The following is a 24,161-nucleotide window of genomic DNA, read 5'->3' as shown; positions in this document are numbered from 1 at the left end:
CCGACGCGATCCGGCGCCGTTCTTGCCTTCACTCCGCCCGGATCGGCATCGAACCTGCGCGGACCGCGCGAGTTATCCGCCGGTCGGACGATGGGAGGCCCGAGGCCCATGAGCACGCGCACCACGAGCATCCGCCGGGCCCGCGAGGCCGACCTCGGCGGCTTGTCCAAGGTGTTCGACGCGTCGTGGCGCGAGGCCTATCGCGGCATCATCCCGGGCGTCGCCCTGGAGCGGCTGATCTCGACCCGGGATCGGGCTTGGTGGCGGGGCGCCCTGCGCCGCGGCCGGCCGATCGCGGTGGTCGAGACGGGCGAGCTCGTCGTCGGCTACGCGGCCTACGGGCGGACGCGCAGCCGGTCGCTCGGCACCGAGGCGGAGATCGACGAACTCTACCTGCTGCCGGAGTACCAGGGCGTCGGCCTGGGCCGGCGCCTGTTCCGGGCGGTGCGCAACGACCTCGCGGATCACGGCCTCGCGCGGCTCGGCGTTTGGAGCCTGGAGGACAACGCCCGCGCCAGCGCCTTCTACGAAGGGCTCGGCGGCGTCGCCGGCCCGCGGGTGCTGGACCGCGTGGCGGGCCTCCCGCTCCCGAAGGTCGGGTTTCTCTTCGGCTAACGTTTTCCAGCGCTCGTTGCCGGGCCGTACCATCGACTGATTTGCTTTGCCAGGCGGCGCCTCTAAGAGATCCGGGAAGCGGACGAGACCGCATTCCGGAAGCGACAGGCCATGAAGATCGACGCCATCCCGCTCGGCAAGAAGCCGCCGCACGACGTCAACGTGATCGTCGAGGTGCCGCTCGGCGGCGAGCCGATCAAGTACGAGATGGACAAGGAATCCGGCGCGCTGGTCGTCGACCGGTTCCTGTACACGCCGATGTTCTACCCGGGCAATTACGGCTTCATCCCCCACACCCTGTCGGGCGACGGCGACCCCTGCGACGTGCTGGTGGCCAACACCCGCGCGGTGCTGCCGGGCGCGATCATCAGCGCGCGTCCCGTGGGCGTGATGGTGATGCAGGACGAGGGCGGCGAGGACGAGAAGATCATCGCGGTGCCCTCGCGCCACCTGACCAAGCGCTACGACCGGGTCGAGAACTACACCGACCTGCCCGACATCACGATCCAGCAGATCCAGCACTTCTTCGAGCACTACAAGGATCTGGAGCCCGGCAAGTGGGTCAAGTTCGTCCGCTGGGGCGACAAGGAGGAGGCCCACCGGCTGATCGAGGAAGCGATCGAGCGCGGCAAGGCCAAGAAGTAAGGGTGTTCCGGCCGCTCCTCCGGGGAGCGGCCCGTACCCGTCAGCCGTCGATGCGGCGCAGCCCGGCCCGGTAGCGCCGGGCATTCTCCACGTAGCGCAGGGCGGCCTGCCGCAGACCCTCGATCGCGGCCTCGTCGAGGGTGCGCACGGCCTTGGCCGGCGCCCCGACGATCAGGCTGTGATCCGGGAACTCCTTGCCCTCGGTGACCAGCGCGTTGGCACCGACGAGGCAGCCGCGGCCGATCCGGGCCCCGTTCAGAACCGTCGCACCCATGCCGACGAGGCTGCCGTCCCCGATGGTGCAGCCGTGCACGATCGCGCCGTGCCCGATCGTGACGTCGGTCCCGATCACGAGGGGGAAGCCGGGATCGACGTGCATGATCACGCCTTCCTGGACGTTGGTGCGGTCGCCGATGCGGATCGGCTCGTTGTCGCCGCGCAGGGCCGCGCCGAACCAGATGCCGACATCGAGGCCGAGATGCACCCGGCCGATCACCTGCGCGTCGGGCGCGATCCAGACCCGGGCCGGGTCGGCGAGGTCGGGGACGTGCTCGTCGAGGGCGTAGAGCGGCATGGCGGCCTTTCACGGAAGAGCGGTGGTATCGGCCGCGCGGCGCGGCCGGGATCGCGACAGATGACGCGCGGCACGTGTCGCGGGAATGGTACGGCGCGTCCAGGCTGCCAATGCTAGGCTGGCTCCGCAAGCGGTCGCGACCCGGATCGGAGACAGAGATGGCACGCCTCCCGGCCCTGATCGGTCTGACGCTTCTCCTGCTGACGCAGGGGGCCGGGGCCGCGGACCTGCGGGGGCCGGCGGCGCTGGGCCGGTTCCGGGCGACGTGCGAGGATCTCGGGACCTTCTGCTTCGCCGACGCCTGCGGCGGCGATCAGATCGCGGCGGCCGAGGGCTGCCGGGCGCGCTGTCCGAGCGCGTCGATCGTCGAGGTCGTCCCGGCCGCCTGCCCGCTGCCGGACGGTCGGTCCGTGCCGATACTCCGGCGCCGCGGCTGAGAATCGGCCGCGGTCGATGGCCGGGAGAAATATCGGACGTCCGCGGCAACGAAACGCGGAACGCGGCATTGACCGTTTCGAACACGCTAACAACGGAGACGCGGACAGATGCTCGCGAACGCGCGCGATGCCCGCCGGCGCACGAAGCTGACCAGCGATCTCCGTCCGCCCGAAGCGGGAGCGAACGCCGATCCCGTCCTGTACGGCGTGGCCGCGGGTCTGGCGGCCCTGTTCCCGCCCGTGATGCTGCGCTCGGAGGCCTCGCCCGAGACGCACCGCGCCTCCGAGACCTCGCGGGCGCCGGACGCGACCGGCACCCGCTGAGGCTAGGACCGGTCGGCGCAGGCTTCCCTCAGGCCGCGAGCCGGACGAGGAGGAGGAGGGTCGCCAGGAGCGGCGCCGCCGCGGCGAGCCAGAGGGCGCCCGGATGGAAGCCCTCGGGTCCCGAGAAGCGCGCGGTCCGCGTCACCGCGGGACGCAGGGGATCCCCGCGTCCGATCCCGATCCCGACTGGCATCCGCGCACTCCTCGATACCAGAGGAGTGAGCGCCGACGTCCCTCAAGAGCGTCTGAATCGGCTGCCGTCGTCGTTCGGCGTGGTGAACCGGCCCTTAAAGGGCCCGGTCGAACTTCAGCTCGCCGTTCGGGCTCTTCAGAACGAGCTGCGAGCCGACCATGTCCCACGCCGCCGAGGTGCGCAGGGCGATGAAGAACGCCTGCTCGGCGGCCGCGAGGCCCTTGTCGCAGCTCTTCTTGGTGAGCGCGAGCGGGCCGACGGCGATGTGCTGCTCCTTGAGCGGGAAGGCGGTCGCCGCGAAGGTGTTGCAGCCGCCGTAGCCGCGGGCGCGGTACTGCTTGTCGATGATGAAGCTCGGCCGGTCGCCGCCCGTGAACGGCTTGCCGTTCAGGCTCACGGCGGTCCAGGTCGAGTCCAGCGGGAACATCTTCTCGCTGGCCTTGGTCCCCGGCACGTACTGGGGCTTCTTCTCCTCCTCGCCGCCCGGCCGGCGGTTGCCCCGGCCGAAGCCCGTGGGCGAGCCGCCCATCTGCGCCTGCGCCTGCGTCGCCGCGGTCAGGTCCATGGCCAGCACGGCACAGGCCAAGCTCGCGATCAGCACCCCTCTCATCGTCCAGTCCCCATGTCGCGCGCGCCGCGCGCAGGTCATCCCGGTCCGGAAGCGCCGCGCGGGCCGCGCGGTCCGGCCCCTCGCGTGGGCCGCTCCGAATCCTTGCGCCTTGCCGGATGCGACAGGATTTCAGCACAATTATGGTCGCGCTCGGCCGAAGACCGCCCGGAAACGATCCGGGACCGCGATCGTTGTTGATCAGTGCGAAGCAGGAGGATCACCTTGGCAGGATCGGACGAGGGCGCGCAGAGCGGGACCCGGGCGCTCGCCATGACCCCGGCGCAGTCGCGGGCGGCTCGCGGGCTGCTCGGCTGGTCGGAGGCCGATCTCGCCGGCAAGGTCGGCCTGGACGAGCGATTCGTGCGGGATTTCGAGGGCGGCTACAGCGACGCGCCCAGTGGCCAGGTCGAGGCCCTGCGCAGCGCCCTCAGCGCCGCCGGTGCGGTCTTCCGCGATGCGCCGACGCCCGGCGTCCACCTCGCGGCGGGCCGGGGCGTCGACGAGGGCACCCGCGCCGACGCGCTCACCACCGAGAACGATCGCTGACACCCGCCGGCCGGCCCGAACGCGCCGCTCATGGCGCGTTCATGCGCCGCGCCTGACAACCCGGGACGCCACAACCCGCGCACCGTCCGTGGAGCGTCCCGTGATCGATCCCGTCAGCAGCCCGTCGCGGTGCGACCGGCGCTTCCTCTTGGCCTTCGTCTTGTCGGCCTCCGACCGGATCGGAGGCCGCTGATGCGCGCCGACGCCTTCCTCGCCGCCGCCGACGCGCTGCCCGTGGCGAGCCTCGACGCCCTCCTGGGGAGCCGGGGGCTCGTGGTGGTCGCGCCCCATCCCGACGACGAGAGCCTCGGATGCGGCGGGCTGATCGCCGCCGCCCGGGCGTCGGGACGGCCCGTGCATCTCGTCGTGGTCAGCGACGGCTGCGGGTCGCACACGCATTCCCGTCTCTACCCGCCCGAGAAACTGCGCGCCCTGCGCGAGGCGGAGACCCGGCGGGCCGTGGCGGTCCTCGGCCTCGGGCCCGAGGCCGTCACCTTCCTGCGCCTCCCGGACGCGCACGTCCCGAGCGACGGCCCCGGGGCCGAGGCCGCCGCGTCCGCGGTCGCCCGCGCGGCCGCGGCGATCGGGGCCGGCGCGGTCTTCGTCACGTGGCGCCACGATCCCCACTGCGACCACAAGGCGGCCGCGGCGATCGTCGCCCTCGCGCGGCCGCAGATGCCGGGGGTCCGCGTCTACGAGTACCCCGTCTGGGGCTGGACCCTGCCGCCCGAGACCGAGGTCGGGCCGAGCCCCGCCGGCCTGCGCCTCGACGTCTCCGCCTATCGCGAGACCAAGGCGCGCGCCGTCGCCGCCCACGAATCGCAGACCACCGACCTGATCGCGGACGATCCCCAGGGCTTCCGGCTCGAGCCCGCCATGATCGACCGGCTCTGCGGCCCCTTTGAGCGCTTCGTCGCGGTCCCCGCATGAGCCGCCGGACGCAGACCCTGCCGGAAGACTACTTCCTCGGCATGTACGCCAGCGACCCGGATCCCTGGCGCTTCACCTCGTCGTCCTACGAGCGCGACAAGTACGCGGCGACGCTGGCGGCCCTGCCGCAGGCGCGCTACCGGGCCGCGTTCGAGCCGGCCTGCTCCATCGGCGTCTTCACCCACGCCCTGTCCGAGCGCTGCGAGCGTCTGCTCGCCACGGATCTGGTTCCGGCCGCCCTGGAGGACGCCCGGGCGCGCTGCGCGGATCGCCCCCACGTCGAGATCCGGCAGGGCACGATGCCGGCGGACTGGCCCGAGGAGCGGTTCGACCTGATCGTCCTCTCCGAGTTCCTGTACTTCCTGGCCCCGGAGGATTTCGCCGCGCTCGTGCGCCGGGCCGGCGCGACGATCGCGCCCGGCGGCGACATCGTGCTGGTGCACTGGCTGGGCGAGACCGACTACCCGCTCTCGGGCGACGGCGCCGCCGAGGGCTTCATCCGGCTGTCGGCACCCTTCGCACAGGTCCTGAGTCAGGCGCGGACGGACAAGTACCGCATCGACGTCCTGCGCGCCGGAACCGCGCCGTGAGCGTCGCGGTCATCACCCTCAACAAGGGCCGGCGCGCGCACCTGACCCGTCTGCTCGAAGGCCTCGGCCGCGGCGACCCGCCCGACCGCTGCGTCGTCGTCGAGATCGGCGACGACGCGGCGCCCTGCCCGGCCCTGCCCTTCCCGGTGGATCGCGTGCCGTTCCCGCATGCCGGCCTGCCGCTCGCCGCGGCGCGCAATGCCGGGCGCCGGGCCGCCGGTGCCGACACGCTGATCTTCCTCGACGTGGACTGCATCCCCTCGGCGGGGCTCGTCGCGGGCCTGTCGCGGGCGGTGGCCGAGCGGGACGGCCTGATCTGCTGCGAGATCGGCTACCTGCCGGCCGGCGCGGTCGCGGACGGGTGGCGCGAGACGGATCTGGCGCGTCTCGGCGCGCCGCACCCGGTGCGGGTCTTCCCGCCCGCCGGCACGGTGGCGCCGGCGCCGCAGCCCGGCCTGTTCTGGTCCCTCGCCTTCGCGGTGCGGGCCGCGACCTATGACCGCCTCGGCGGCTTCGACGAGACCTTCTCGGGCTACGGCGCGGAGGACACCGACCTCGCCTTCCGGGCCGAGCGGGCCGGCGTGCCGATCCTGTTCCTCGGCGGCCCCCGGGCCTACCACCAGCATCATCCGGGCTACGACCCGCCGCTGCAGCATTTCCGCGACATCGTCGCCAACGCGGCGCGCTTCCACGACCGGCACGGGATCTGGCCGATGGACGGCTGGCTCGACGGGTTCGCCCGGCTCGGGTTGATCGCGGCGGACCGCTCCACCGGGATCGTGGTTCACCGGGACCCGACGCCGGACGAGATGGAAGCGGTGCGGTTGCCCGACGATCGGCCGTTCTGACGGGACTTCGGGCCACGCGGCGTCGCCGTCCTCGCGAGCGCAGCGAGGCAACCCGGCAGCGACACGCATGTCGCCGTAGCCGCGACCCTGGATTGCTTCGCTGCGCTCGCAAGGACGAGACGTTCCTCGCAGTGCGGAGGGCGGATCCCGGCCAGGGGGCCGGGATCCGCCCGCGTCGGAGCGGTCTTCAGCCCTTCATGGCGTTCGCCTTCTCGATCAGCGCCTCGGCCATGCGGATCGAGGCGATGTCGATGAGGCGGCCGTCCAGGGACACGGCGCCGCGGCCGGCCTTGGCGGCCTCTTCCATGGCCTCGAGGATGCGCCGGGCCTTGGTGACCTCGGCCTCGGAGGGGGTGAACACCTCGTTGGCGAGCTCGATCTGGCTCGGGTGGATCGCCCACTTGCCCTCGAAGCCGAGGGCGGCGCAGCGGCGGGCCGCCGAGCGGTAGCCGTCCGGATCCGAGAAGTCGCCGAACGGTCCGTCGATCGGGCGCAGTCCGTAGGCGCGGCAGGCGACCAGCATGCGGTTCTGGGCGAACAGCCACGGGTCCTGCCAGTGGGTCTGGCGGCTGCCGGACTCGTCCTTGTCGGTCAGCACCGAGAAGTCGGGGTTCACGCCGCCGATGACGGTGGATCGGGCGCGGGTCGAGGCGGCGTAGTCGGCGACGCCGAAGGACATCGCCTCCAGCCGCTTCGACGACTGGGCGATCGCCTCGACGTTGGCCATGCCGAGGGCCGTCTCGATCAGCACCTCGAAGCCGATCTGCTTCTCGCGCTTCTTGGCCTGCTCGATCTGGGTGACCAGCACGTCGATGGCGTAGACGTCGGCCGGCACGCCGACCTTGGGGATCAGCACCATGTCGAGCCGCGGGCAGGCTTCGACGATGTCGACCACGTCGCGGTACATGTAGTGGGTGTCGAGACCGTTGATGCGGATCATCATGGTCTTGTTGCCCCAATCCAGGTCGTTCAGCGCCTGGATGATGTTGGTGCGGGCCTTCTCCTTGTCGTCCGGGGCGACCGCGTCCTCGAGATCGAGGAAGATCACGTCCGCCGCCGAGGAGGCCGACTTCTCCATGAAGGTCGGGTTGGAGCCGGGCACGGCGAGTTCGGAGCGGTGCAGGCGCGGCTTGGCCTGCTGGATCAGGGTGAAGCTCATCTTGGGTTCTCTCTCCTGGTGACGGTTCTGGTGCCGTTGCGGGATGCGGTCCCGTTCATCGGCGGCAAATGGCGCGCGCGTGGATCGCTGACAGGGCGCGGCTGCACGAATGGACCGGGTCCCCGGTACGGGATCGAGGCACGGGTCCCGTCTCCCGCGCGGGAGAGGGAGCCCGCTGGACCCTCCCCTATCCGGTCGCCCCGAAGCCGACCGCGATGCAGTTGATGGACAGGAGCAGGGCCGACTTCACCGCCTCGCGCCGGTCCTCGTCGGTCTCCGCGCGGTAGCGGGCGAGCAGCTCGACCTGCTCGCGGCTGACCTGGTTGATCGTCGGGAGCCGGCCCTTCAGGCGGTCCCGGAACAGGGGGAAGCGCTCGGCCAGCTCCGTGCCGCCGCTCACCCGCAGCACCATCTCGCGGGTGAGCGCGTACTCGGCCTCGATCATCGAGAAGATCCGGTCCCGGACGCCCGCGTCCTGGACGAGGCCCGCGTAGGCGCGGGCGATGTCGAGATCGACCATCATCAGCGTCTTCTCGACCTCGTCGAGGACGAGGCGGAGGATGCGGGACTCGTTGAACAGCCGCTTGAGGGTCGCCTCACCGTCGCGGCCGCGCACGTCGATGAAGCTCGCCAGCCCCGAGCCGACGCCGTACCAGCCGGTGATCACGTGCCGGTTCTGCGACCACGCGAACACCCAGGGGATCGCGCGGAGGTCCGAGAGCGAGCGCGCGCCGAAGCGGCGGGCCGGACGCGAGCCGATGTTGAGAAGGGAGATCTCGTCCAGCGGGCTCGCCGCCTGGAAATAATCGACCAGGCCGTCGGTCTGGAGCAGCTGGACGTAGGCCGCCCGCGAGGCCCCGGCGAGCGCCTCGAGGGCGTCGTCGTGGCCGGGGCCCGCCCGCTCGCCGTCGCCGGCGAGCGCGTGCTCGAACACCGAGGCCGCCAGCAGCTCCATCTGGTAGGCGGCCGTGCCGCGGTTGGCGTACTTGAACGAGACGACCTCGCCCTGCTCGGTGGTCCGGAACCGGCCGCGGATCGAGCCCGGCGGCTGGGCCATGATGCCCTTCTGGGTCGGCACGCCGCCGCGGCTCACCGAGCCGCCGCGCCCGTGGAAGAAGGCGATCCCGACGCCGAGCTCCTCGCCGAGCCGGGTCAGCTTGCTCTGCGCCTTGTAGAGTTCCCAGTTGGCGGCGACGAAGCCGCCGTCCTTGTTGGAGTCGGAGTAGCCGATCATCACCTCCTGCACGCCGCCCTGCCAGCGGGTGGAGCGGCGGACAACCGGCACGTTGAGCAGCGCCCGCATGATCGCCGGGGCGGCGCGCAGGTCGTCGATGGTCTCGAACAGGGGCACGATCGGCAGCGGGCAGATCTCCGTCCCGGCGGCGTCGAGGAACACCCCCGCTTCCTTGGCCAGCAGGTAGGCGCCGAGCACGTCCTCCACCGAGCGGGTCATCGACAGCACGAAGGCACCGAACGCCTCGCGGTCGAGGGCCTCGCGCATCTCGGCGACGAGGGCGAAGGTGGCCAGCGTCTCACGGGCGGCGTCGGGCAGGTCCTCGAAGGACCGCTCGGGATCGCGCGGCCGGGCGAGTTCCGCGTCGAGCCACTGGCGCCACGCGGCCGAGCCGAGGGCCGGCGGCTCGCCGTCGCCGTGGCGCTGGCGCCAGAGGGCGTGGAGCGTGTCGGTGGTCCGGGTCGTGTTCTCGCGCAGGTCGAGGCGGACCGTCGAGAAGCGGAAGATCTCGACCATGCGCCGGACCGGACGCACGAGATCCCGCGCCAGTGCCCCGCACTTGGCCTCGGTCAGGCCGCGCTCCAGGGTGCGCAGGTCCTCGATCAGCCCGTCCGCGCTCGCGTAGTCGGGGCCGGACGGGTGCTCGCCCTCGTTGCGGGCGATCGTCGCCTCGATCTTGCGCAGGACGCAGGAGAGGTACTGGCGATAGGGCTCGCCCGGATTGCGCCGGGTGATGGCGCGGGCCTGGCCGCTCTCGGCGAGATTCCGGTCGAGCTCCGCGCGGAAGCTCTCGGGCAGCGGCAGCGAGCGCTCGGTGAGCGAGAGGGTCCGCCCCAGCTCGCGGACGCCGTCGCGGTAGCGCGTGAGCGAGGCGAGCGCGTTGCGGTGCAGGGTCTGCCGGGTGACGGCCGCCGTGACGTAGGGGTTGCCGTCCCGGTCGCCGCCGATCCAGGAGCCGAACTGGAAGAACGGCGGCACCCTGAACTCCGTGCCCGGATAGGTCTCGGCCAGCGCCTCGTGGAGGGTCTCAAGGGTCTCGGGCAGCATCTCGAACAGGGTCTCGTCGAAGAAGTGCAGCCCCCAGGCCACCTCCCGCTCGACGGTCGCCTTCTCCAGGTGCAGCTCGCCCGTCATCCAGACCAGCTCGATCTGGTCGCGCAGCTCGTTCATGAGCCCGTTGCGCTCACGGTCGGTCCAGCGCGGCATCTCCAGCTCGCGCAGGACGAGGTAGATCCGCCGGAACTTCTCCAGCACCGTGACCCGCTTGCCCTCGGTCGGGTGGGCGGTGAGCGTCGGGCGGATGCGCAGGTCGCTCAGCAGCGCCTGGATTTTTTCAGGGGGCACCCCCTGTTTGCGCGCGTCGGAAAAAACCTTGGCGAAGGAGCCGCCGAGCGCGGCCCGCCCCTCCGTGCGCTCCACGTGCCGGCGTCGGCGCATCGCGGCGTTCTGCTCGGCGATTGAGATCAGCTGGAACCAGATGCCCTGCACCTGCAGCGCGCGCGCCAGCATCTGCGGCGAGAAGCGCGAGATGTCGGCCGTCCCGTGTAGGACCGCCTCGAGGTCGGGGTCGTGCCGGCGGGCGACGTCGAGCAGCGCCTGGAACAGGATGTCCAGCGCCTGCTCCGACGACGTGCCGACGATCACCGGCGGCGCGAAGGCCGTGGCATCGACGAGACCGGGGGTTGCGTGAAGGGTGCGGGTCATGGAGCCACCTCGTGGCGCACGGTCTTTCTCGAGGATGTTCAGCGCGATGCGCCGCCACCTCCGGGAGGGAGGCGCGCATCGGCCGGTGCCCAGCGCGACGCGCGCCCTCTCCCGCTCGGGAGAGAGGACCCGCGCCGCGTTCCGGGACGTAAGGCGGGCCGGCCGCGCTACGCGGCCCGAGCCAGCACGTCGGCCACCGTCTGCCCGAAGGATCCCGGATCCGGCGCCACCGTCAGCCCGTAGGAGCGCATGATCTCGGCCTTCTCGGCGGCGCTGTCGCCGGCCGCCGAGATGATCGCGCCGGCATGGCCCATGCGGCGACCCTTCGGGGCGGTCAGCCCGGCCACGAAGCCGATCACCGGCTTCGACATGTTCTCGCGGATCCAGGCCGAGGCCTCGGCCTCCTGCGGGCCGCCGATCTCGCCGATCATCAGGACCGCGTCGGTGTCCGGGTCGGTCTCGAACAGGGCGAGGTGGTCGAGGAAGGACGAGCCGTTGATCGGGTCGCCGCCGATGCCCACCGAGGTCGAGATCCCGAGCCCGAGTTCCTTGAGTTGCGAGGCGGCCTCGTAGCCCAGCGTCCCGGAGCGGGAGATCACCCCGACATTGCCCGGAAGGTAGATGTGGCCGGGCATGATGCCGAGCATCGCCTTGCCGGGCGAGATGATGCCGGCGCAGTTCGGGCCGACCACCATGGTCCGCTTCTCTTTGGGGTAGCGGTACAGGTAGCGCTTCACCCGCATCATGTCCTGGGCCGGGATGCCGTCGGTGATCGAGCAGACCAGCCGCAGGCCGGCATCGGCCGCCTCCATGATGGCGTCCGCCGCGAAGGGGGGCGCCACGAAGGTGATCGACGTGGTGGCGCCGGTCGCCGCCACCGCCTCCTTGACGGTGTTGAACACCGGCAGGCCGAGATGGGTGCGCCCGCCCTTGCCCGGGGTGACGCCGCCGACGACGTTCGTGCCGTAATCCAGCATCTCCTTGGCGTGGAAGGTGCCCTTGTCGCCCGTGATGCCCTGGACGATGATCGGGGTGGTCTCGTCGATGAGGATGCTCATGGCGCGGTCTCCCCTCTCAGTGCTGCGTCTTGGCGGCGGAGCAGGCGTCGACCGCCTTCTTGGCCGCCTCAGCCAGCGTGTCGGCGGTGATGAGATCGAGGCCGCTCTCGGCCAGGATCTTCTTGCCGGCCTCGACGTTCGTGCCGGCGAGCCGGACCACCAGCGGCACGTCGATCTTCACCTCGCGGGCGGCCTGGACGACGCCCTCGGCGACCCAGTCGCAGCGGTTGATGCCGGCGAAGATGTTGACGAGGATCGCCTTCACGTTGCGGTCCGACAGGACCAGCCGGAAGGCCGTGGCCACCCGCTCAGGGGACGCGCCGCCGCCGACATCGAGGAAGTTCGCCGGCTCGCCGCCTGCGTGCTTGATCATGTCCATGGTGGCCATGGCGAGGCCCGCGCCGTTGACGATGCAGCCGATCTCGCCCTCGAGGCCGATGTAGCTGAGGTTGTGCTCGGCGGCCTGCGCCTCGCGGGGATCGCCCTGGGACGGGTCGTGCATGTCGGCGATGCCCGGCCGGCGGAACATCGCGTTGTCGTCGAAGCTCATCTTGGCGTCGAGCGCCAGCACCCGGTCGTCCTTGGTGACGACGAGCGGGTTGATCTCCAGCATGGTGCCGTCGCAGTCGCGGAACGCCCGGTAGGCGTTCATGATCGTCTTCACCGCGGCCGAGACCTGCTTGATGTTGAGCCCGAGCTGGAAGGCAATCTCCCGCGCCTGGAACTGCTGCAGGCCGACCGCCGGCTCGACCACCACCTGGATGAGCGAGTCGGGCTCCTTGGCGGCGATCTCCTCGATGTCCATGCCGCCGCGCTGGCTGGCGATGACCCGCACGCGCTCGGCCTTCCGGTCCAGCACGTAGCCGAGGTAGAGCTCGCGCTCGAACGGGTCGGCGGTCTCGACGTAGACCCGCTGCACCGGCTTGCCCTCGGGGCCGGTCTGGTGCGTGACGAGGCGCTTGCCGAGGAGATCCTTCGCGGCGTCGCGGACCTCGTTGTAGGTCCGGCACAGCTTGATCCCGCCGGCCTTGCCGCGGGCGCCGGCGTGGATCTGCGCCTTCACGGCCCAGAACGAGCCGCCGAGCTCGGTGGCCGCGTAGACCGCCTGGTCCGGGCTGAAGGCGATCGCGCCTTTCGGGACGGCCACGCCGAAGCTCGCGAGCAGCTCCTTGGCCTGATACTCGTGGACGTCCATTCGGCGCCTCCTCCGCGGTTCGTTGCCGCCGTTGACGCTCTCTACTTTAGTTGAGTCGAAAGATTACGCCCGTCAAATTTTTTAAGCTCCTGATTGACCGCGACTTTTTCGCGGTCGCAACACAGATCGTATTTCATATTGCGATGCAGCATACAGGAAAACAGCGAGGCCGGGAGCACGATGCACCCGGCCTCGACTGTTGAATCGCTACAAAGTACGCCGGAACGCTTCGTTCAGGACGCGCTGTCCGTCATCGCGAGCGCAGCGACGTGACCCAGGGCAGCGCGACCTCTGAGATCGTGGCGCCAACTGGATTGCTTCGCTGCGCTCGCAGAGACGGCGGCGTCGACGGGGCCGACCGAGCACGCTGTGACGCGCGGTGCTGACCCAAGTCGCCGGTTCAGTTCACCTTGTCCTTGACGACCGCGTAGACCTTCTCGGTGAGTGCGCCGGCCTCGCCGAGCAGATCCTCCAGCTCCTTCAGCCGCTCCTCGGCGAACGCGCGGTCCTCGAGACCCTTGGCGTTCACGTAGACGTTCAGCGCCGCGCTGCGCAGGCCGGCATAGGCGAAGAGCACCGCCACGCCGGCATCCGACACGACGTTGAGGTTGCCCTTGTCGGCGGTGATGGCCGCGAGGTCGATCACCGCGCGGCAGGCCCGGCAGCAGGCGAGCGGCACGTCGCAGGCGGTCTTGAGCGCCGCCTGGATCTTCTCGGCGCGGGCCGCCTTCTCGTCGTCGGTGTTCTTGGGCAGGCCGTAGGCGCCCATGACGGCGTCGAAGGCCTGGACGTCCTCGCCGATCATGCCGGTGAGCACGACCCGCAGGCCCTCGGACTTGGCCAGGACCTCCTTCAGCTCGGCCTCGACCTCGACGTACTTCTTCTTGCCGATGGTGAGGTTGCAGACCATCGACACAAGGGCCGCGCCCATGGCGCCGGAGATCGCCGCCGCGCCGCCGCCCCCGGGGGTGGGGGCAGCGCTCGCCAGCTCCGTCAGGAATTTCTCGATGCTGTCGGTCTCGGGGCGATGCGTCTCGGTCACCGGCGCCTCCTCAGGCCATCGTCTTGGCGAGGGCGTAGATCTCCTCGGCGTCGAGCACCTTGTCGGTGCTCTCGAAGAGCTGGCCGACGCAGGCCCGGTGCAGCTTGAGCTTCAGGCCGCCGATGCCCAGCGCCCCGAAGGCCTGCTTGCCGTTGCGCTCCTTGCCCTTGTCCATCACGTCGATGCCGCCGATGCCCGTCGGGGGCTGGGCGTTGTAGTCGGCGACGAACTCGATCGACGATTCCTGCGCCCAGGCGGCTTCCGGCAGCAGCTCGACGCCGATGGCGCCGGCCGTGAACACGAGGTTCGTGCCCTTCACCAGGGCGACGCGGGAGGCCTGGTCGGGGGTCGCGGCGGCCTTCACGTTGACCTTGAAGCGCGTGTTGATCTGGTCCGCGGCGGCCTGGGTCTTGTCGAGGGCGCGGCCCGCGATGGTGACCTCGGCGCCCTCGCCGGCGAGCAGAGCGGCCGAGCGCATGCCGACCGGGCCGGTGCCCGCCAGCACGACGGCCTTCTTGCCCTGGAGCGAGCCCGCGGCCTTGGCCACCAGCGCGACGCCCGCGGCGGCCGTGGTGTTGGAGCCGTTGGAATCGAGCATCACCGAGACCCGGAACGGGCCGAAGAAGCGCTTCTTGACGGCGGTGAACAGCGCCTCGCCCGCCGCCATGCTGCCGCCGCCGACGAAGATCGCCGTCGACTTCTTCTCGGAGCCGCCGCGGGTGTAGATCGTGCCGTCGACCAGGGCGCCGACATTGTCGGGATTCACGCCGCCGTAGCCGGTGATGTGGTCGGCGCCGCCGTCGTAGCCGACGACCGTGTCGAACACGTTCGGCACGGCATCGGTGTCGAACAGGAACAGCAGCTTCTTCGTCATTTTCCTGGGACCTTTCCGTCGCGCCCGTGGGGCGCCGGCGCTGATGTTGGTTGGGTCGATGCGTGGACGCAGCCCCCGCTCCTCCCCCTTGCGGGGAGGAGCCGGAGGTGGGGGTGGTGCAGAATTGAGCGGAGCAGTGCCTCCTGCACCACCCCCACCCCCTGGCCCCTCCCCCCAAGGGGGAGGGGAACGCCCGTTGCTGATTTTGAGCTTAGGCTTCCACCACGTTCTGCGGCTTGCCCGCCACGAAGGCCTCGACGTTGTCGACGAGCTGATCGGCCAGGATCTGCATCGCCTCCTTGCTCGCCCAGGCGACGTGCGGCGTGACGATCAGGTTCGGCAGGTCGGCGTCGCACAGGATGTTGCCGTCCTTGGGCGGCTCCTGCGCCACCACGTCGAACCCGGCGCCCGCGATGGTGCCGTCCCTGAGCGCCTCGAGCAGCGCCGCCTCGTCCACGAGGCCGCCGCGGGCCGTGTTGATGAGGATTGCGCTCTTCTTCATCTTCTTGAGCTCGGCGGCGCCGATCATCCCCTTGGTGTCGGGGGTCAGCGGCACGTGCAGCGTGATCACGTCGGACTGCGTCAGGATCGTCTCGAAATCGACCAGCCCGTCCTGCGGGAACACGTCGTAGGCGATGACCTTCATGCCCAGCGCCTCGGCGCGCTTGGCGATCGACTTGCCCAGCGCCCCGTAGCCGACGATGCCGAGCGTCGAGCCGGCGATGTCGTAGATCGGATAGTCGAAGTAGCAGAACTGCTTGGACTTCGCCCAGTCGCCGCGCCGCACCGAGTTGGCGTAGGGCACGATCGCCCGGCGCAGGGCGAACATCAGCCCGACCACGTGCTCCGGCACGGTGTTGAACGCGTAGTTGCGGATGTTGACGACCGTGACCCCCTGGGCCTTGGCCTGGGCCTTGTCGACCACGTCGGTGCCAGTGGCGGCGACCGCGATCAGCTTCAGGTCGGGGAGCTGCTTCAGCGTCTCGGCCCGCATCGGGACCTTGTTGATCAGCGCGATCTCCGCGCCCTGGAGGCGGGAGACGATCTCCTCCGGCGTCCAGGTCGACTCGTGCTCGACGTATTCGTGGGGGAAATTGAACGGTCGGACCCTGGCATCGAGGGATTCACGATCCAGGAACACGATCTTCTTGGTCATAGGACCCCTCTCGTACGACGGGCGGTTTCCTCGATAGTCTTGTTCTTACTTGCGCGTCGGGGCGGGCCCGGCAACCCGGTCCCGCCCCGATCGCGGGCGCAGATCACGCCTTATGCAGCGGATTCTCGCGCAGGTAGCTGGAGGCGGCGGCGACTCCCGAGCCCGGCGTGACCTTGATGCCGCAATCGAGCATGGCCATCTCGGCGCCCGCGATGGCGCCCAGCAGCGACAGCTCGTTCAGGTCGCCCAGGTGGCCGATGCGGAACACCTTGCCGGCGACTTTCGACAGGCCGGCGCCCAGCGAGAGGTTGTAGCGCTCGTAGGCGTGGGTGATCACCTTGGCGGCGTCGGCGCCCTCCGGCACCACGATCGCCGTGACCGTGTCGGAGTTCCACTTGGGCTCCTTGGCGCAGGGCTTGAGGCCCCAGGCCGCGACCGCCTGGCGGGTCGCCTCGGCGAGGACGTGGTGGCGGTGGTAGACGTTCTCCAGCCCCTCTTCCTTCACGACCGCCAGGGCCTCGCGCAGGCCGTAGAGCAGCGGCAGGACGGGGGTGTAGGGGAAGTAGCCGGTGGCGTTGGCGGCCAGCTGATCCTTCCAGGCGAAGTAGGCGTGGCCGAGCCGGTCGTTGCGGCCGGTGCCGCTCTCGGCGATCTTGAGCGCCTTCGGGCTGATGCAGATCAGGCCGAGGCCGGCCGGCAGCATGAAGCCCTTCTGCGAGCCCGCGATGGCGCAGTCGACCTTCCACGCGTCCATCTCGAACGGCAGAGAGCCGATCGACGAGATGCCGTCCACGAACAGCAGGGCCGGGTGCCCGGCGGCGTCGATCGCCTTCCGCACCGCGCCGATGTCGCTGGTGACGCCGGTGGCGGTCTCGTTGTGGACGACCATGACGGCCTTGATCTTATGGTCCTTGTCGGCGCGCAGGGCCTCCTCGATCTTCTGCGGATCGGCGCCGGTGCCCCACTCCTCCTCCTGGACGACCACGTCGAGGCCGAGGCGCTGGGCCATGTCGACCCAGAGGTGGCTGAACTGGCCGTAGCGCGAGGTCAGCACCGTGTCGCCGCGGCAGAGGGTGTTGGACAGGGCCGATTCCCAGATGCCGGTGCCCGAGGACGGGAACAGGATGACCGTCCCGGCGGTCGAGCCGAACACCATCTTGGAGTCCTGCAGGAGCGGCTTCACCAGCTCGGGGAAGCTCGGCGAGCGGTGATCCTCCGACGGCACGTGCATGGCGCGCAGGACGCGCTCCGGGATGTTGGTGGGGCCCGGGATGAAGAGGTGGTTGCGACCGGGGCGCCGGGTTGCGGCCATGATGTTTCCTCCGAAAAGTCCATTGCGCGCGGGCGTGAACCCGCGCCGGGTTGTCCAAGCGTCCTCAGGGAGTCGGTCCGGCGCCGTCGAGAGCGGCTCGCGCCGCACCCCCTCGAACGCCATCCTCTGCCGTGATCGGGGGGTCTCCGCGGAGCGGCAGGCGGCCTCACGCCGCTCGCGTCGCGGCGCGCCCCCGCGCGCCGGTCGCCTCCGAATTGCCGTCCCGTCCAACGGCTCCAGGGCCGTCCTCGCCGCCTTCCTGTCAAGGTCCGGCCGTGCTCGTGCCGAGCGGCCGGTTCTTGGTATTATGAGGCGGTGAGGCTCGAAAGGAAAACCGGAAAAACTTCCGGAACTTGCCAAAAAAATTTTTTGTGCGCCGCAACGAAGTCGTGCTCCGGTTGAGAGGCTTCGCGGCACCGCACACCGAAGTCTTTCCGCCCCGTCGGAACCCGCGTCATCAAACTGAGATCGGATCGCGCTCTGGATCCCGGCACCGTTCAGCCGCCGGGAGAGGATGCCGTGGCCGAGGTTGAGGAGATGCCGGTCCGCGTGCGGACGCTGTTCCTGTCCGACCTGCATCTCGGCACGCGCGGCTGCCAGGCCGGCCTGCTGCTGTCGTTCCTGAAGGACTACGACGCCGACACGATCTACCTCGTCGGCGACATCGTGGACGGCTGGCAGCTGCGCTCGGGCTGGTACTGGCCGCAGGAGCACAACGACGTGGTGCAGAAGCTCCTGCGCAAGGTCCGCAAGGGCGCGCGGATCGTCTACCTGCCCGGCAACCACGACGAGTTCCTGCGCGACTACGTGGGCACGAGCTTCGGCGGCATCGAGCTCGCCGAGACCGCGATCCACGAGGCGGCGGACGGCAAGCGCTACCTCGTCATCCACGGCGACCAGTTCGACATGGTGGTGCGCCACTCGCCGTGGCTCGCCCATCTGGGCGACGGCGCCTACACGCTGGCGCTCTCCCTCAACACGCTGATCAACAAGGTCCGGCGGCGGCTCGGCCTGTCCTACTGGTCGCTGTCGGCCTGGGCGAAGCTGCGCGTGAAGAACGCCGTGAGTTTCATCGGCCGCTTCGAGACGATCCTGGCCGAGGAGGCCCGCCGCCAGGGCGCCGACGGGGTGATCTGCGGCCACATCCACCACGCCGCGGACCGGCCGATCGGCGACCTGCGCTACCTCAACACCGGCGACTGGGTGGAATCCTGCACCGGGCTCGTGGAGCACTACGACGGCCGGATCGAGGTGCTGCACTACCCGAGCCTCCTGCGGGCGCGGGAGGCCGAGGTCGTGCCGCAGCCCCTGCCGGGCCGGCGCGCGGTGGCGTGAGGGCGCCGCCGTGAAGCTCCTGATCGCCAGCGACGCGTGGCACCCCCAGGTGAACGGCGTCGTGCGCTCCCTCGAGCAGATGGTCCGGCGCGCGCCGGAGCACGGCTTCGCCACGACGCTGCTGTCCGTGGCGGATTTCCGCTCGCTGCCGCTGCCGGGCTACCCGGAGATCCGCCTCGCCTATGCCGGGCGCGAGCGGGTGGCGGCGCGCTGGCGGGCCGAGCGGCCGAGCCACGTGCACATCGCCACGGAGGGGCCGGTCGGCCTCGCGGCGCGCCGGCACTGCCTCGCGCACGACCTGCCCTTCACGACGAGCTACCACACGCGCTTCCCGGAATACCTCGCCGCCCGCGCCCCGGTGCCGGAGGCGTGGTCCTACGCGTACCTGCGCCGGTTCCACGGCGCCGCCCGCGGGACGATGGTCAGCACCGCCTCGCTCCAGGGCGAACTCGCGGCGCGGGGTTTCGGCCGGCTGATGCGCTGGACCCGGGGCGTGGACACGGAGCGGTTCCGGCCGGCCGAGCCCGGGACGCCCGTGCCGGCGGAACTCGCCGGCCTGCCGGGGCCGCTGTTCCTCTACGTCGGTCGGCTCGCCGTGGAGAAGAACGTCGCGGCCTTCCTCGCCCTCGACCTGCCCGGCACGAAGGTGGTGGTCGGCGACGGTCCGGACCGCGCGCGGCTGCAGGCGCTCGCGCCGGCGGCGCACTTCCTCGGCACCCGCACCGGCGCGGACCTCTCGGCGGTCTACGCGGCCTGCGACGTTTTCGTCTTCCCGAGCCTCACCGACACGTTCGGTATCGTGCTCCTGGAGGCCCTGGCCAGCGGGCTCCCGGTGGCGGCCTTCCCGGTGCCGGGTCCGAACGACGTCGTCGGCGGCACGCGGGTCGGCGTGCTCGACCCGGATCTGCGGGTCGCCGCGCTGGCGGCCCTGCGCCTGTCGCGCGCCGAGTGCCGGGCCGAGGCCCTGCGCCGCGGCTGGGACGTGAGCGCCCGGCAGTTCTTCGGCAACATCGTCGAGGCGCATGGCGGCGCCCGGAGCACCCGCGACGCCGCCTGACGCGTGACGGCGTCCGCGCGGAATGGCAGGAGGGCGCGATGCCACCCGCCAAGCCACCCGCCAAGCCACCCGCCAAGCCGCCAGCCGGATCGCCCGCCGGACCGGCCGGGTCCGCCAGAGCCCGGCCCCCGGTCGCCGGGCCGTTCGATCCCGCCCGGGCCGCCGCCTATCCGGCGGCGATCGGCTGCGACGAGGTCGGGCGCGGCGCGCTCTGCGGGCCCGTGGTGGTGGCCGCGGTCTGGTTCGATCCGGCGGCGATCCCGGCCGACCTGCTCGCGGCCCTCGACGACAGCAAGCGCGTCCCCGAGCCCGTGCGCGACCGGTTGGCCCCCCTGATCCGCGCCCACGCGCGGGTCGCGGTGGCGGCGGGGTCGCGCGCCCTGATCGACCGGATCAACATCCGCGGCGCGACCCTCGACGCCATGGCGCGGGCGGTGGCGCGGCTCGGCCTCGCCGCGCCCGTGCTGGTCGACGGGCGCGACGCCCTGCCGGGCTTGCCCGGCCGCGCCGTCGTCGGCGGCGACCACTTGGTGCCCCAGATCGCCGCCGCGTCGATCGTCGCCAAGGTGCTCCGGGACCAGCTGATGCGGCGGCTCGCCCGGCGCCATCCCGGCTACGGCTGGGAGCGCAATGTCGGCTACGGGACGGCCGTCCACCGCGCCGGCCTGTCGCAGCTCGGGCGCAGCCCCCACCACCGGCTCAGCTTCACCCGCGGCTTCGACTGAGCCGGGCGACGGGTCACGCGGCCCGGACGCCGGTTAGGAAGCGCTCGACCTCCGCGGCGAGTTCCTCCGACTGACGCGTGAGCGCGGTGGCGGCCGTCAGCACGTGGTCGGCCGCGCGGCCGGTCCGGTCGGCCGCCTGCGCCACGCCGGCGATGTTGCCGGTGACCTCCTGCGTGCCGGTATTGGCCTGGGCGACGTTGCGGACGATCTCCTGCGTCGCCGCTCCCTGCTGCTCCACCGCGGCCGCGATGGCGGCGGCCACGGCGTCGATCTCCCCGATCCGGCCGGTGATCGTCCCGATCGCCCGCACCGCCTGACCGGTCACGGCCCGGATCTCGCCGATCTGCCGGCCGACCTCGTCGGTGGCCCGACCGGTCTGGGCGGCCAGTTCCTTGACCTCGGTCGCGACGACCGCGAAGCCGCGCCCGGCCTCGCCGGCCCGCGCCGCCTCGATCGTGGCGTTGAGCGCCAGCAGGTTCGTCTGCGCGGCGATGCGGGCGATCAGCTCGACGACGGCGTCGACCCGGGCGACGGACGCGTTCAGCGCCGCCACCAGGGCGGCCGTCTGGTCGGCCTCGCCGACCGCGCTCCGGGCCAGCTCGGACGAGCCCTGGACCTGCCGCCCGATCTCCTGGACGGAGGTGCCGAGTTCCTCCACCGCGGCGGCCACCGTCCTGACGCCGGCGGACGCCTCCTCGGCGGCCGCGGCCACGGTATCGGACTGGCTGGCCGTCTCCTGGGCTGTGGTGGTCATCTCCCAGGCCGTGGTCTGCAGTTCGGCCGCGGCGGCGGAGACCTGCCCGACGATGCCGGCCACCGCCGCCTCGAAGGTCCGCGCCATCGTGTGCGTCATGGTCCGGCGCTGCGCCTCCGCGGCGCGCGCCGCCTCGTCCGCCTCTGCCTCCAGGGCGCGGGTGCGGACGAGGTTGTCCCGGAAGACCTCCACGGCCGCCGCCATCGCGCCGATCTCGTCCCGCCGCCCGCGGGCCGGGATCTCCACGGCGACGTCGCCGGAGGCGAGCGCCCGCATCGCCTGGATCATGGCCCGGAGCGGCCCGAGCACGCGGCGGACGACGACGACGGCGCCGGCACCGGCGAGCAGCACCGATGCGGCCAGGAACAGGCCGGTGTGCAGCAGCGTCGCCCCCGCCTCAGCGAAGAGTGCCTGCGCGCGGGCGACCATCGCGTTCAGCGCCGCCTCGGCGAGGTCGGCGATGGTGTTGACCTCCCGCGTGTTGCGGTCGCGCAGGTCTTGGATCGCGACGCCCGGCGGCTGGCCCCGGCTCACGGCCGCCCGCAAGGCCTGCCGCCGCGCCGCGACCTCGCCCTCGAAGTTGCTGCTGCCCGCCCTCACGAAGGCGTCCTGGACCGCCCGCGGCAGCGTGTCGTCCATGTGATCGACGAGATTCGCCCAGCTCGCCGCGACGCGGCCGCGCTCCTCGGCCTCCGCGAGGCGCTCCTCCTCGGACCAGCCCGTGCCCCGCGTCACGGCCGTCTCGGCCCGCGCCACGTTGCCGCCGATCGCGACCCGCGTGATCCAGGCGGCGCGCTTGATGTCCAGGGCGCGGGCCAGCGCCGCGTCCCGGCGCGGGATCGTGACGTCGACGGCCCCGCTGGTCGCCGTGAGCGCGTCGAGCAGATCCCGGAAGGCGGTCGCGGCGACCCCCTCGGTCGCGGCGTCGCGCTCCGCGACCGGGACCGCGAGGGCCGCGTCGATCCGCGACGTCAGGCCGGTGACAGCCTCGTGCGCCCGTCGGAGCGGATCGACCGTCTTCGCCACCGCGGCGGTGTCGACCGCGCGCACCAGCCTCAGGAGCGCTTCCAGACGATCGATCCGGGTCGCGCGCTGTCGAGCGATCAGGGCCGCGTCGGCGGGCGGGATCCTGTCCGCGGCGATCAGCGCCTGCAGGGTCCGCCCCCGCTCGAGGCGCACGGCGAGCAGGATCTCGAGGAGGATCCGGCTGCCTTCCGTGAGCGCGACGACGCGGCGGCTCTCCCGCTCCTGCGCCCCGGCCTCCAGCGCCGTCCGGGCGCCCGCGGCCAGCAGCATGGCGCTGAGTGAGAACAGGATCGCGCACAGGATCGTGCCGATGGACGGACGCGGAAGACGCAGCATGAGGAACGGGATCTCTCTTCGCGGTGCGTCGAGGCGTGCGGCCCGCCGCCGGGCTGCCCGGTTCGAGCAGGGCGGCCGGTCGGCCTCGGTCGACGGAAAGGCTGAGCGACGCGACAGGCACCCCGACGCGGCGCCGGCCCGGTTCGCTCGAAGGGCGCGGCGAGGGCGCGGCGAGTCCGGGGGCCCACCGGCGCTCCCGGTCCGGCCATCGGACCGGGAGTTCGCCAGGTCGGCATCGGAGGTCGAAACCCCGACACGCTACCGTCTCAAGGAAGGCCGGCAGTCGCGACCGGCAGAACCGAGCCGGGCCGCGGCGCGCGGCTCGCCCGCGACCGGATCACGGCGCACAGCGTCCATTGGCGGGATCTGCGGACACGGACGCCGGACAAAATCGCGCTCTTACGCACAGGACGACCCTCAATATAGAACTGAAATGCGATAACTCAATCAAACTTGGTCAAAATCTCGCAGTAAACCTCGCGATCTCAGGCATTTGAACCACAATGACACAGATGTCAATCTTACGCTCTGCGACTTTCCCCACACGTTAGAAATCTAAAAATCAACTTTGGAAGCAACATTTGAGTCGTTTTTTATCTTTGGAAATGTATTTTTACGCCGCTTCCGGCCAAAATGACTGGAATTTTCGCTGAACCGTACTGTGGGACAGGTCCGCCGCCTCGCGCGCGCCGCCGCGTCGGTCGCGTGTCAGAACAGCGCCAGCTGCGCGCCGGGCTTCCGGAAGGCGTCGCGATTCAGCGCGATGCGCCCGAAGGCGAAACCGAGACGCGTGCCGGCGAGCCGGACCCGCTGGCCGATCATCGCCGCGTAGGCGCCTTCCCCGCGGAAGCGGTGGCCGAAGCGCGGGTCGTTCTCGCGCCCGCCCCGGGCTTCCCGCAGGAGTGCGAAGGCCCGCGCCCTGCGTTCGGGATAGTGCTCCGTGAACCAGTCCGCCACGAGGTCCGCGACTTCGCCCGGGAGGCGCAGCAGCGCGTGGCCGATCCGGCTCGCCCCGTGCGCGCGCGCCTCGGCCAGGATCGATTCGATCTCGTGGTCCGTCAGGCCGGGGATGATCGGCGAGACGTTGACCATGACGGGCACGCCCGCCGCGCTCAGGCCCCGCATCGCCGCGAGCCGCTTGCCCGGCCGCGGCGCCCGCGGGTCGAGGCGGCGGGCGAGGTCCGGATCCAGCGTCGGCAGCGAGATCGCCGCCAGCACGAGGTTCTCCGCCGCCATCTCGGCCAGGAGGTCGAGGTCGCGCAGCACGAGGTCCGACTTGGTGGTGATGCTGACGGGGTGGCGGGCCTCCCGCAGCACCTCCAGAACCGCGCGGGTGAGCCGGTGCTCCCGCTCGACCGGCTGGTAGGGATCCGTGGCGGTGCCGAGGGCGATCGTGTCGGGCCGGTAGCCCGGCGCGGCGATCTCGCGGGCGAGGAGCCGGGCGGCGTCCGGCTTGGTGAAGATCCGCGACTCGAAGTCGAGCCCCGGCGACAGGCCGAGCCAGGCATGGGTCGGGCGCGCGTAGCAGTAGATGCAGCCGTGCTCGCAGCCCCGGTACGGGTTGATCGACCGGTCGAACGGGATGTCGGGCGAGCTGTTGCGCGCGATGATCCGGGCGGACCGCTCCGGCGTGACCTCCGTGCGCAGGGGTGCCGGAGCGTCCGCCGTCCAGGTCTCGTCTTGGAACGCCTCGCGCCGGGCGGATTCGTATCGGCCCGTCGGATTGGCCGTCGCGCCGCGCCCCCGCCGGGCGGCCGGTTCCGCGACGCTCGGCCCGAGTCGCGGCGCGGCCCCGGAGGCGGTCCCGTCGCGCGTGTCCCCCATGACGACTCGCCTCCCTCACGCATCCATACAAGAACATAGAGCGAACGCAACGGCGACG

The 24,161-nt window shown here is 71.4% G+C and carries 24 protein-coding genes; 11 read left to right on the top strand and 13 right to left on the bottom strand.

Annotated features, from left to right (window positions below):
* Window positions 1-108: 108 nt before the first annotated feature.
* Together ACQKQD_RS14110 and ppa are read left to right on the top strand one after the other, a co-directional pair.
* The gene (locus ACQKQD_RS14110) at window positions 109-615 is read left to right on the top strand and encodes a GNAT family N-acetyltransferase (protein ID WP_056525909.1); all 507 of its coding nucleotides are present in this window, start codon (window positions 109-111) and stop codon (window positions 613-615) included.
* A 111-nt stretch (window positions 616-726) separates the two neighbouring features.
* Window positions 727-1,260, top strand: a complete 534-nt coding sequence (ppa, locus tag ACQKQD_RS14105) for an inorganic diphosphatase (protein WP_020092642.1) — start codon at window positions 727-729, stop codon at window positions 1,258-1,260.
* 40 nt (window positions 1,261-1,300) lie between these two features.
* On the opposite strand, the gene ACQKQD_RS14100 is transcribed toward ppa, so the two are convergent.
* Window positions 1,301-1,834, bottom strand: coding sequence for a gamma carbonic anhydrase family protein (locus tag ACQKQD_RS14100; RefSeq protein ID WP_020092643.1), 534 nt, complete (start codon window positions 1,832-1,834; stop codon window positions 1,301-1,303).
* Window positions 1,835-1,992: 158 nt separating this feature from the next.
* Between ACQKQD_RS14100 and ACQKQD_RS14095 the strand changes: the two genes are divergently transcribed.
* Window positions 1,993-2,271: a hypothetical protein gene (locus ACQKQD_RS14095; protein ID WP_020092644.1), complete on the top strand. Its 279-nt coding sequence runs from the start codon at window positions 1,993-1,995 to the stop codon at window positions 2,269-2,271.
* A 108-nt stretch (window positions 2,272-2,379) separates the two neighbouring features.
* A complete protein-coding gene (locus tag ACQKQD_RS14090; RefSeq protein ID WP_020092645.1) occupies window positions 2,380-2,595 on the top strand; it encodes a hypothetical protein in 216 nt (71 codons plus the stop codon).
* 28 nt (window positions 2,596-2,623) lie between these two features.
* Here the strand turns inward: ACQKQD_RS14090 and ACQKQD_RS14085 are convergent, their stop codons facing one another.
* Both ACQKQD_RS14085 and ACQKQD_RS14080 read right to left on the bottom strand, forming a co-directional pair.
* On the bottom strand, window positions 2,624-2,788 hold the full coding sequence (locus tag ACQKQD_RS14085; protein ID WP_170862923.1) for a hypothetical protein: 165 nt from the start codon (window positions 2,786-2,788) through the stop codon (window positions 2,624-2,626).
* Between the two features lie 94 nt (window positions 2,789-2,882).
* Complete coding sequence (locus ACQKQD_RS14080; protein WP_056525903.1) at window positions 2,883-3,398, bottom strand: META domain-containing protein; 516 nt, start codon at window positions 3,396-3,398, stop codon at window positions 2,883-2,885.
* 222 nt (window positions 3,399-3,620) lie between these two features.
* Here ACQKQD_RS14080 and ACQKQD_RS14075 point away from each other — a divergent pair, with 222 nt between their 5' ends.
* The 4 genes from ACQKQD_RS14075 to ACQKQD_RS14060 all read left to right on the top strand — a co-directional run bounded on the left by ACQKQD_RS14075 (window position 3,621) and on the right by ACQKQD_RS14060 (window position 6,312).
* On the top strand, window positions 3,621-3,944 hold the full coding sequence (locus ACQKQD_RS14075; RefSeq protein ID WP_020092648.1) for an XRE family transcriptional regulator: 324 nt from the start codon (window positions 3,621-3,623) through the stop codon (window positions 3,942-3,944).
* 192 nt (window positions 3,945-4,136) lie between these two features.
* The gene (locus ACQKQD_RS14070; protein ID WP_427508643.1) at window positions 4,137-4,874 is read left to right on the top strand and encodes a PIG-L deacetylase family protein; all 738 of its coding nucleotides are present in this window, start codon (window positions 4,137-4,139) and stop codon (window positions 4,872-4,874) included.
* Window positions 4,871-5,464 (top strand): SAM-dependent methyltransferase, encoded by a 594-nt coding sequence (locus ACQKQD_RS14065; protein ID WP_091679610.1) that lies wholly within the window; start codon window positions 4,871-4,873, stop codon window positions 5,462-5,464. The genes ACQKQD_RS14070 and ACQKQD_RS14065 overlap by 4 nt, the downstream gene beginning before the upstream one ends.
* Window positions 5,461-6,312: a glycosyltransferase family 2 protein gene (locus ACQKQD_RS14060; protein ID WP_427508642.1), complete on the top strand. Its 852-nt coding sequence runs from the start codon at window positions 5,461-5,463 to the stop codon at window positions 6,310-6,312. Before ACQKQD_RS14065 ends, ACQKQD_RS14060 begins: the two co-directional genes overlap by 4 nt.
* 187 nt (window positions 6,313-6,499) lie before the next feature.
* Here the strand turns inward: ACQKQD_RS14060 and ACQKQD_RS14055 are convergent, their stop codons facing one another.
* From ACQKQD_RS14055 to ACQKQD_RS14020, 8 genes are all read right to left on the bottom strand, one after another.
* Window positions 6,500-7,471, bottom strand: a complete 972-nt coding sequence (locus tag ACQKQD_RS14055) for an HpcH/HpaI aldolase/citrate lyase family protein (RefSeq protein WP_012320599.1) — start codon at window positions 7,469-7,471, stop codon at window positions 6,500-6,502.
* Between the two features lie 187 nt (window positions 7,472-7,658).
* Window positions 7,659-10,409 (bottom strand): phosphoenolpyruvate carboxylase, encoded by a 2,751-nt coding sequence (locus tag ACQKQD_RS14050; RefSeq protein ID WP_132367164.1) that lies wholly within the window; start codon window positions 10,407-10,409, stop codon window positions 7,659-7,661.
* Window positions 10,410-10,576: 167 nt separating this feature from the next.
* Window positions 10,577-11,467 (bottom strand): succinate--CoA ligase subunit alpha, encoded by an 891-nt coding sequence (gene sucD / locus ACQKQD_RS14045; RefSeq protein WP_010687110.1) that lies wholly within the window; start codon window positions 11,465-11,467, stop codon window positions 10,577-10,579.
* Between the two features lie 16 nt (window positions 11,468-11,483).
* Window positions 11,484-12,662, bottom strand: coding sequence for a malate--CoA ligase subunit beta (locus ACQKQD_RS14040; protein ID WP_020092653.1), 1,179 nt, complete (start codon window positions 12,660-12,662; stop codon window positions 11,484-11,486).
* A 400-nt stretch (window positions 12,663-13,062) separates the two neighbouring features.
* Window positions 13,063-13,704 carry a methenyltetrahydrofolate cyclohydrolase gene (gene fchA, locus ACQKQD_RS14035; RefSeq protein WP_427508641.1) on the bottom strand — a complete coding sequence of 214 codons (642 nt, stop codon included), beginning with the start codon at window positions 13,702-13,704 and terminating at the stop codon, window positions 13,063-13,065.
* A gap of 10 nt (window positions 13,705-13,714) precedes the next feature.
* Window positions 13,715-14,578 carry an NADP-dependent methylenetetrahydromethanopterin/methylenetetrahydrofolate dehydrogenase gene (locus ACQKQD_RS14030; protein WP_427508640.1) on the bottom strand — a complete coding sequence of 288 codons (864 nt, stop codon included), beginning with the start codon at window positions 14,576-14,578 and terminating at the stop codon, window positions 13,715-13,717.
* Between the two features lie 211 nt (window positions 14,579-14,789).
* Window positions 14,790-15,734 carry a D-2-hydroxyacid dehydrogenase gene (locus ACQKQD_RS14025; protein WP_091976758.1) on the bottom strand — a complete coding sequence of 315 codons (945 nt, stop codon included), beginning with the start codon at window positions 15,732-15,734 and terminating at the stop codon, window positions 14,790-14,792.
* Between the two features lie 103 nt (window positions 15,735-15,837).
* The gene (locus ACQKQD_RS14020; RefSeq protein WP_091926147.1) at window positions 15,838-17,046 is read right to left on the bottom strand and encodes an aminotransferase class V-fold PLP-dependent enzyme; all 1,209 of its coding nucleotides are present in this window, start codon (window positions 17,044-17,046) and stop codon (window positions 15,838-15,840) included.
* A gap of 537 nt (window positions 17,047-17,583) precedes the next feature.
* On the opposite strand from ACQKQD_RS14020, the gene ACQKQD_RS14015 reads away from it, so the two are divergent.
* From ACQKQD_RS14015 to ACQKQD_RS14005, 3 genes are read left to right on the top strand one after another with little or no spacing between them, the layout of a single operon-like run.
* The gene (locus ACQKQD_RS14015) at window positions 17,584-18,381 is read left to right on the top strand and encodes a UDP-2,3-diacylglucosamine diphosphatase (protein ID WP_376738913.1); all 798 of its coding nucleotides are present in this window, start codon (window positions 17,584-17,586) and stop codon (window positions 18,379-18,381) included.
* 10 nt (window positions 18,382-18,391) lie between these two features.
* A complete protein-coding gene (locus ACQKQD_RS14010; RefSeq protein ID WP_020092659.1) occupies window positions 18,392-19,438 on the top strand; it encodes a glycosyltransferase family 4 protein in 1,047 nt (348 codons plus the stop codon).
* A 38-nt stretch (window positions 19,439-19,476) separates the two neighbouring features.
* Window positions 19,477-20,163 carry a ribonuclease HII gene (locus ACQKQD_RS14005; RefSeq protein WP_427508639.1) on the top strand — a complete coding sequence of 229 codons (687 nt, stop codon included), beginning with the start codon at window positions 19,477-19,479 and terminating at the stop codon, window positions 20,161-20,163.
* A gap of 13 nt (window positions 20,164-20,176) precedes the next feature.
* Here ACQKQD_RS14005 and ACQKQD_RS14000 read toward each other — a convergent pair whose 3' ends face one another.
* Window positions 20,177-22,279 carry a methyl-accepting chemotaxis protein gene (locus ACQKQD_RS14000; protein WP_427508638.1) on the bottom strand — a complete coding sequence of 701 codons (2,103 nt, stop codon included), beginning with the start codon at window positions 22,277-22,279 and terminating at the stop codon, window positions 20,177-20,179.
* 708 nt (window positions 22,280-22,987) lie between these two features.
* Window positions 22,988-24,103: a PA0069 family radical SAM protein gene (locus tag ACQKQD_RS13995; protein WP_427508637.1), complete on the bottom strand. Its 1,116-nt coding sequence runs from the start codon at window positions 24,101-24,103 to the stop codon at window positions 22,988-22,990.
* Between the last annotated feature and the right edge of the window lie 58 nt (window positions 24,104-24,161).

It is taken from the genome of Methylobacterium sp. NPDC080182 (genome assembly GCF_050281105.1).
Taxonomy (GTDB): Bacteria; Pseudomonadota; Alphaproteobacteria; order Rhizobiales; family Beijerinckiaceae; genus Methylobacterium.
Note: the sequence above shows the minus strand (reverse complement) of the source record. Positions and strands in the feature narration are given on the sequence as shown.